The sequence below is a fragment of the Polaribacter sp. genome (genome assembly GCF_051251875.1).
Classification (GTDB): domain Bacteria; phylum Bacteroidota; class Bacteroidia; order Flavobacteriales; family Flavobacteriaceae; genus Polaribacter.
On record NZ_JBPOGL010000005.1, the window covers coordinates 158046 to 165260 of the forward strand.

The 7215-nt window shown below is 30.0% G+C and carries 8 protein-coding genes and 1 tRNA gene; 8 read left to right on the top strand and 1 reads right to left on the bottom strand.

Features of this window, described 5'->3' with window-relative positions; all coding sequences use genetic code 11:
• Positions 1–11 precede the first annotated feature (11 nt).
• The 5 genes from ACSHW5_RS04345 (at position 12) to ACSHW5_RS04365 (ending at position 3628) form a co-directional block, all read left to right on the top strand.
• Entirely contained in the window at positions 12–686 is a 675-nt protein-coding gene (locus ACSHW5_RS04345; protein ID WP_435674879.1) for a PrsW family intramembrane metalloprotease, read from the top strand.
• An 84-nt stretch (positions 687–770) separates the two neighbouring features.
• Positions 771–1508: a DUF6882 domain-containing protein gene (locus ACSHW5_RS04350; protein WP_435674880.1), complete on the top strand. Its 738-nt coding sequence runs from the start codon at positions 771–773 to the stop codon at positions 1506–1508.
• Positions 1509–1849: 341 nt separating this feature from the next.
• Complete coding sequence (locus ACSHW5_RS04355; protein WP_435674881.1) at positions 1850–2122, top strand: hypothetical protein; 273 nt, start codon at positions 1850–1852, stop codon at positions 2120–2122.
• 320 nt (positions 2123–2442) lie between these two features.
• Positions 2443–2865, top strand: a complete 423-nt coding sequence (locus tag ACSHW5_RS04360) for a hypothetical protein (RefSeq protein ID WP_435674882.1) — start codon at positions 2443–2445, stop codon at positions 2863–2865.
• Positions 2849–3628, top strand: coding sequence for a tetratricopeptide repeat protein (locus ACSHW5_RS04365; RefSeq protein ID WP_435674883.1), 780 nt, complete (start codon positions 2849–2851; stop codon positions 3626–3628). The genes ACSHW5_RS04360 and ACSHW5_RS04365 overlap by 17 nt, the downstream gene beginning before the upstream one ends.
• A gap of 186 nt (positions 3629–3814) precedes the next feature.
• Here the strand turns inward: ACSHW5_RS04365 and pafA are convergent, their stop codons facing one another.
• Positions 3815–5455, bottom strand: coding sequence for an alkaline phosphatase PafA (pafA, locus tag ACSHW5_RS04370; protein WP_435674884.1), 1641 nt, complete (start codon positions 5453–5455; stop codon positions 3815–3817).
• 115 nt (positions 5456–5570) lie between these two features.
• On the opposite strand from pafA, the gene ACSHW5_RS04375 reads away from it, so the two are divergent.
• The 3 genes from ACSHW5_RS04375 (at position 5571) to ACSHW5_RS04385 (ending at position 7214) form a co-directional block, all read left to right on the top strand.
• On the top strand, positions 5571–6311 hold the full coding sequence (locus tag ACSHW5_RS04375) for an MlaE family ABC transporter permease (RefSeq protein WP_435674885.1): 741 nt from the start codon (positions 5571–5573) through the stop codon (positions 6309–6311).
• Position 6312: 1 nt separating this feature from the next.
• Positions 6313–7083 (top strand): ABC transporter ATP-binding protein, encoded by a 771-nt coding sequence (locus ACSHW5_RS04380; protein WP_435674886.1) that lies wholly within the window; start codon positions 6313–6315, stop codon positions 7081–7083.
• A 58-nt stretch (positions 7084–7141) separates the two neighbouring features.
• Positions 7142–7214: transfer RNA gene (locus tag ACSHW5_RS04385), tRNA-Lys, on the top strand.
• Position 7215: the final 1 nt, after the last annotated feature.

A 7215-nucleotide genomic window follows, 5' to 3' on the forward strand; every position in this document is an offset into this window, starting at 1 on the left:
ATTTTTACAAAATGAATTTACTCTTATTAGCTGTTGCTCCTGTAACTATTATTGTTCTTTATATATATTTTAAAGATAAATTTGAAAAAGAACCTATTTCTTTTTTATTTAAAAACTTTCTATTAGGAGCAACGGCTAGCGTTTTACTTACTTTTATTTTAGGTGCAATTGCCAACAATTACTTTCCGGTAAGAGACTTTACAAGCATTTCTCAGCAATTTGTAAAAGCATTTTTTGTAGTTGCTTTGGTAGAAGAATTTTCGAAATATATTATTGTGCGTTTTTATGCGCAAAAGAACAAAGAATATAATGAGCCTTTTGATGGTATTGTGTATGCTGTAATGGTTTCTATGGGGTTTGCAGCATTAGAAAATATACTATATGTTTTTCAATATGGTATGGGTACAGGTGTTGTAAGAGCTTTTACAGCTGTACCTGCACACGCAACTTTTGCTATTCTTATGGGGTATTTTATGGGAAAAGCAAAGTTTTCTAAAAAAAGAAAAGTACTAAACTTAACCGGCCTTCTATTAGCAACAATGTTTCATGGTGCTTATGATTTCTTTTTATTCATCAACTTTATTCCAGGCACTTATATTGGTGCAATTATCTCTTTACTTATCGGGATTTTGTTATCTAGAAAAGCAATTAAAATACATCAAAATAGTTCTGTTTTTAAAAATTGATAGTATTTTAACCTTTTATAAATACTTTTATACGGAAGATGTGCATAATGCCGAAAAAACCGAATCGAATTGATATTTAGACCATTGAAATACGAAAAATACGCTCAAAAAGCAGTTGGAAAACTTCAAAAAAACCAACCTAAATTCAGAAAGAAATTTGATACAGATAACTATGCAAATTGGTTTTATAATCAGTCCAGCGAAACATTAAGATTGTATAGTAAAGACAAAGAAATTTATTTCAAATATATTCCTGTTGGAACATTCTCGCTGAAAACAAAAAGTTGGATGTGGTCTTGGGCAAATGAAGATTCTGTTGAACCGAGAAAATTTAGAACTTTAAAAATTAAAGAATTCGGCGAAAAGAAAAATTATGAAAACCTGACAAATGCTCACTTTGTTGGAGACAAATATACAGGTTGGGAATTAACAGCAATTGCTTTTGACACAATTGGAGGAATTGGAACATATCGAGTTATTTCAGAGCATTTAGAAAAGTACTTTCTTCTGACTGAACAAATAACGAAAGAAGAAGCCGAAAAAATTGAGAGTGAATTAATTGAATGTAGTGTTCACGGAAAAATAAGAAAAGCATTTATTTGCCAACATTTGAATACTGAACAAAAAACTGGATTTGAAGAGGCTTTTGAGACTTATCGCGGAATGGAATTGGACGAAGAAGATGATTTCCAAGCTTGGTGTTCTGAATGTGAAAAAGAGCGACTTAAAACAGATGGTTGGAATGACGAATCTATGGAGTTTGCTAAAATAAAATTAGTGTGTGAAAGATGCTATTTTGAAATTAAGGAAACAAACAAATGAACAAAGCATTAAAGCACAACACCGTGTAAAAAAAATTGCTAAATTTATTGCTTCACCAAAGGCAGTTGCTTTTTTGCTCACTTCAGATTTTCCGGTGGAAAATCCTCGCGAACAAAACCGCAACTTTTCATATACAAACCCTTTACAAACATTAAAAAATGAAAATTATATTATTTTTTTTGGTAAGTTCTTCTCTAATTTTATGGTTTGGAATAAGATTCTTTTGGAAATCAAAAAAAGTATGGAAAAGGATTTTTTCATTTTTTTTATCGTTACTAGTACCTCCTATAGTTTTAATTTTATTTTTCTTCTATTCATGTACAAGTATGTATGATTCAAATATGAAATTTAATGAAATTACTTGGAAAGAATTTCCAAAGAAAAGATATAGGATGACTTCTAGTATTATTAATGATTCGAAAATTTATTCTTTTTCAAGAAAAGATGTTATTACTCAATTTGGAGAAAATTATAAAGCAAGAAATAGTAATACAACAACATTAGCTTATTCAACACATGAGCCAGAATGTGGGTTTTCATTAGATCATCCTGTAATTGTTTTTGAATTCAATGAAAATGGAAATGTTGAACGAATTAGTACTGATTCTTGGTAAATACAACTTTTAACAAAGAGCATATAGTAGTTTTGAATAATTTCATTTAGAAAATGTATATAAAGAATTCAATAGAGAAAGTGTTAAACAGAAACCTATAGAAATTACTAGTATTCTTTAACTAACTAGAGTTTTGATATAATACTTGATGAATTTTTAATTAAGTATTTGATTAAAACGATTTGCCAATATCTTTTAAAAAAAATACTAGGAAAGCTTACTTACAAAAATCCTCGCGAATTTTCCTTGTCTGTAATTATTTACTAAATTAGGTGCTTAAACCACGCAACAAATCATATATAAGCACGTTGTAAATAATTATGAAGAAACTTTTAGCTTTAATACTAATTTTTCCGATTCTAGCCTTTTCGCAAGAAAAAAACGAATGTGAGGAATATACAATGCCTTATTGGGCATTTGGAATAAATAGTCAAATAAAAGGGGAAAAGCCCATTTTGAGAAAAGCTTTCAAAAACATTCAATTATCCGAAACAGATATTACACCAAAAAATGGTTTTATAACATTGAGAGTAAACATTTCCAAGACAGGAAAATTTTGTGACATCGAAACATTTCAAATTGACGAAAATTATGAGAATATAGAATTCAATAATGGGAATTTAATAACTAAACTTGAAAATATTGCAATTGGAATTAAAGATTGGCAAAGAGATAAAGATTATAAAACTTACAACATAATAAGATTAAAAATTAAAAACGGAAAAATTGAAGAAGTTTTTTAAATATCTATTTATTGGTTTAGGTACCATAATTTTATTGATAATTCTTGGAATTACAATATGGTGGAACATAAAATCAGATACACAAAAATCTGACTTCTTCTTCTCTATGGAAAACTATAAAAATGCTATAGATTACAACCCAGATAATGATTATGCTTGGATGGAACTATCAGTTTCTTATAACAAAGCTGGTGACTTTAAAAAAGGTTTTAAATATCTAAACAAAGCTGTAGATTTAAGTCCTTCTTCTCATTTAGGTTACAGAGGTTGGATAAGACTGAGAAAAATACGTGACTATGATAAGGCTTTAATAGATTTTGACCGTCTCGATAGTTTAACTCCAAATTTTATAGATTATCCCTGGAGTGAAAACATAAATTTTTTGAGAGGAGAATGTCATTATGGAAACAAACAATATAAAAAAGCTATTGAATGTTTTAACACAAATATTAAAGAGCAAAATGAAGGATGGGCGGATGTTCATTCATTTGTTTATCTAGGACTTTGCGAATACGAACTTGGGAATTATGAAAAATCTATTTCAGAATTTAAAAGAGCTATAGAACATTCAAAATATGTACCTGAAGCATCATTTGGAATTTCTAAAGCATATTACAAACTAGGAAATATTGAAAAAGCTAAAGAAAGTATTTTAGAAGCAGAAAGCACTTTTGATTATAAGAGAGATGATGTTTATAATGAATTTTTGAATGAAGTTTATCTATCTGAAATACGAGAATTTAAAGATCAATTAGATAAATAACTATGCCCAACAAAGCCGTGTAAAAAAAATACGAGGAAAGCCTACTTACAAAAATCCTCGCGGATTTTCTAAGTTTGTGTTTTATTTACTAGCTATATTCCTTAATCCACGCAATTTTTTTGCACAAACACATTGTAATACAACACATACAAGAACATTTCTAAACAATATTTTATAAAACTAGGTTTATTTCTCTAGCACTTCATCAATTACTTTTCCTGAGGTTCCGTTAGGGAATTCAATCTGTAATAAATTGGCCATGGTTGGTGCAATATCTATAATTTCATATTTCTTTGAAGAAGAACCTTTTTTAATTCCATGACCATAGAAAATAATAGGAACGTGAGTGTCATAAGAATTTCCAGAACCGTGACTAGTACCTTTTCTTCCACCAGTTAATGTTGCAGGATAAGGAATTAGTAAAACATCACCAGAAAACTTTTGGTTATATCCGTTTTGTAAAGAATTTAAAATTCCGTCTGTAAAGTTTGTAGTTTGTAGTGTTTTTGCGGTAACAGATTTGTAAATTCCATCAAAATCAAGAGCTTCATCGGCCAATTTTTCAGCTACTTTTTGTGCGTCCAAACCTAAAGATTCAATTTTATTTTTATCTAAAAATAGTTGATAATTAGAAATGTTTTCTATCAACTCTTTAGAGTTAAAATACTTTTGAGTAACCTCTAAAACAAATGCTTTAAACTTTTTAATATCGAAATAATGAGCAGGAATCTTTAAAGATTGTAAATAAGCAGGGTTGTGCACTGCAGCATGATCTGCTGTTAAAAATAACGTGTAATTATCTTTTCCAACTTGTTGGTCTAAAAAGGTAAAAAAATCTGCCAAATCTTTGTCTAAACGTAAATAGGTGTCTTCTGTTTCTACTGCTGCCACTCCGTATTTATGACCTACATAATCTGTAGATGAAAAACTTACCGTTAAAAAGTCTGTAAATTCAGATTTTCCTAAATTTTCGCCAATAATAGCTGCTTTCGCAAAATCTGCTGTCAGTGTATTTCCTGCAGGAATTGCTTTTATCAAAGAATAATTACCATTTTTAGCACGTAATTTTTTTAAATCTTTCGGAAAAGTTGGTGCTTCTTGACCTTTCAGTTTTCCTTCAAAAATATTATTATCCGTTCTACTATTTGTATATGTTTTAAGATCATATAAAGTTGTCCAAGTTTGGTTTAAATATTCATCGGCTTTGTTGTTTTTATTAAAATCGATAACCCATTTTGGTAGTTTATCCATGTAAAAAGTACTGGTAATCCATGTGTTGTAATTATCACCATCATACCAGTAAGCTGCATTTGCCGTATGACCAACAGGTAAAATAGCAGACCTGTCTTTAATAGAAATTCCAATGGTTTTTCCTTTCATATTTTGTGCTAAATGCAATTGGTCTGTAACGGTAGTTGTGTATAATCTAAATGGAGATTTTTCTCCATTAACGCCATTGTTTCCAACGGTTTTATAGTTGTTATCATCTACACAGTAAATGGATTTTTTAAGAAATTTATCATACCAATTGTTAGAAATTATTCCATGATTGCTTGGTGTTGTTCCGGTAAATATAGAGGTGTGACCAACGGCCGTATAAGTAGGTATGTAGTTGTAATGTGCATTTTCTAAAGAAAAGCCATCTTTTAAAAGCCTGTTAAAGCCATTTTTTCCATACCTTTCTGCGTATCTGGTTAAATAATCATATCGCATTTGATCTATAACAACCCCAACTACTAATTTGGGTTTTGTTTGTGTTTTATCTTGAGATTGACTTTTTGCTATAAATAAGAATAAGCATATAGAAAGAACGAATATTTTTTTCATGGTAGTAAGATTATAATAAAATCAGTCAAAAGTAATTATTTTTAGTATTGAAGGCAATTACTTTATAGTCTATTAATGATATTTTAATACTTTAGCATAAAATTAAAATAAGGGAATGAAATATCTAGAAGATATTGGTAAATACTTTATGATGCTTGGTCAGGTTTTTAAAAAACCACAAAGAGCCAGAGTTTTTTACGAAGCATTATTCAAAGAAATAGAAGAGCTAGGTTTAAAATCTTTAGGAATAATTATGTTTATTTCTTTCTTTATTGGTGGTGTAATTGCGTTGCAAACAGCATTAAATTTAGAAAGTCCTTTTATACCTAATTCCTTAATAGGTTTTGCCGCAAAACGATCTATTATTTTAGAATTTGCACCTACATTTTGTTCCATCATTTTAGCCGGAAAAGTAGGTTCTTACATTACCTCTAGTATAGGTACAATGCGTGTAACAGAACAAATAGATGCTTTAGAGGTTATGGGAATAAACTCATTAAGTCATTTAGTTTTACCTAAAGTGTTGTCTACCGTGTTCTTTTATCCGTTTTTAATAGCCTTAGCAATGGTATTAGGTATTTTTGGTGGATGGATTGCAGGTGTTTTATCGGGTTTATTTACAGGACAAGAATATATAGAGGGTTTGCAACAAGAGTTTGATCCATATTTAATAAGGTATGCAATGATTAAAACCTTGGTGTTTGCTTTTTTAATAGCTACCGTTCCTTCATATCATGGGTATTATGTAAAAGGCGGGTCCATTGCAGTGGGTAAAGCAAGTACGCAAGCAGTGGTTTGGACTACTGTGTTAATCGTGATTTCAAATTATTTTTTAACTCAAATGCTACTAACCTAATATGATAGAAGTAAAAAATTTACACAAAGGTTTTGGAGATGTTAAAGTTTTAAAAGGAATAACAACCACCTTTTTACCGGGAGAAACAAGTTTAATTATTGGTCAAAGTGGTTCAGGAAAAACAGTTTTTTTAAAATCTTTAATTGGTTTACATACCCCAGAAATAGGAACTGTTTCTTTTGATGGAAGAATAAATACGGAGTTTACCAACGAAGAAAGAAGAGAATGGCGTCAAGAAATAGGAATGGTGTTTCAAGGAAGTGCGCTTTTTGATTCGCAAACCGTAGAAGAAAATGTAATGTTTCCATTAAAAATGTTTACAAAACAAACATACGGCGAAATGCTAGAACGTGTAAATTTTGTAATAGATAGAGTAAACTTAAAAAATTCGAACAAAAAATTACCAGCAGAACTATCTGGAGGAATGCAAAAAAGAGTTGCCATTGCCAGAGCGATAGTTATGAATCCTAAATATTTATTTTGTGACGAACCTAATTCGGGATTAGACCCACAAACGGCGATAGTAATTGATAAATTAATACAAGAAATTACAGATGAATATAATATTACAACAGTAATTAATACACATGACATGAATTCTGTGATGGAAATTGGAGAAAAAATTCTTTTTTTAAAAAACGGAAGAAAAGCATGGGAGGGTAATAGTAATGAGATATTTAAAACTGATAATGAGGCTGTTGTAGATTTCGTTTATTCGTCTAATTTATTTAAGAAAGTAAGAGAAGCATATTTAAATGAAACAAAATTATAAATTTATTTGGTTGTTTTAAAATAACGTGTATATTTGCAGCCGCTAAGATAAAAAGAAAGACCTGGTAGCTCAGTTGGTAGAGCATCTCCCTTTTAAGGAGAGGGTCCTGGGTTCGAGCCCCAGCCCGGTCAC